Origin of the sequence: Streptococcus sinensis (assembly GCF_000767835.1) — a bacterium.
GTDB lineage: Bacteria > Bacillota > Bacilli > Lactobacillales > Streptococcaceae > Streptococcus > Streptococcus sinensis.
The window spans coordinates 1-824 of sequence record NZ_JPEN01000076.1; the positions used below are offsets into that span (position 1 = coordinate 1).

At 38.8% G+C, this 824-nt stretch carries 1 pseudogene; it reads right to left on the bottom strand.

Annotated elements, in window-relative coordinates:
- Window positions 1-72: 72 nt before the first annotated feature.
- Window positions 73-588 (bottom strand): annotated as a pseudogene (locus SSIN_RS10310) (IS30 family transposase); the annotation flags it as partial.
- Window positions 589-824 lie beyond the last annotated feature (236 nt).

An 824-nucleotide genomic window follows, 5' to 3' on the forward strand; every position in this document is an offset into this window, starting at 1 on the left:
TAATACTTTCACCATTTTGCCGTAACTCATAGATTTTGACTTTGTCTTCATAACTTAATTTCACTTGAATTGTCAAATTAAGTGCACATTTTTTCCATAAAATACTTCATAAGGAGTTTTCCAGTTGAGACACTTTCGTGGTCTATTATTTAGTTTATCCTCCCACAGCTGAATGGTGTGCTCATCAATGAATGTTAAGTCGCTCCCTTTTGGAAAATATTCTCGTAGTAATCCATTGGTATTCTCATTTGTTCCTCGTTGCCAAGGCGCATGAGGGTCTGGGAAATAGACCTCTACCTTTAATTTGTCCGTCAAGTCTTGATGATTCGTGAATTCTTTTCCTCTATCTGGAGTGACGGTTTCTTTCGGCAAGGGCTCCAACATTTGTACCATAGCCTCTATGACCAGTTTGCTTTTCTTGACCGCTACCTTCTTGATTTTAAGAAAGCGAGAATGGCGATCCGTTAGAGTAACTAGACAAGCTTTCCCAGTTTTCCCTGCAACCGTGTCTGCTTCCCAATCACCAATCCTAGCTCGCTTGTTTGCTTCTTCGGGTCTTTCATGAATGGTATGAGAAATAGAAATTTTCCAATTTGAGAAAAGTTTAGTCCTTTTGTACGGTAAATCAGAATACTTTCCCGCTCATCTATGGTAAAATGGTGGATAGCTCATAAGATTTCCTTTCGTAACTAGTTCGTCCAATTCTATTTTACTAGAAAATCTTATGAGTTTTTATTGTGCACTTATATTGTATATTCAAGGTGCTGGATACAAGACATTGATTCGTCTAAGGAAACGGCGCTTCCGCTGTCAGGATTGCGGAA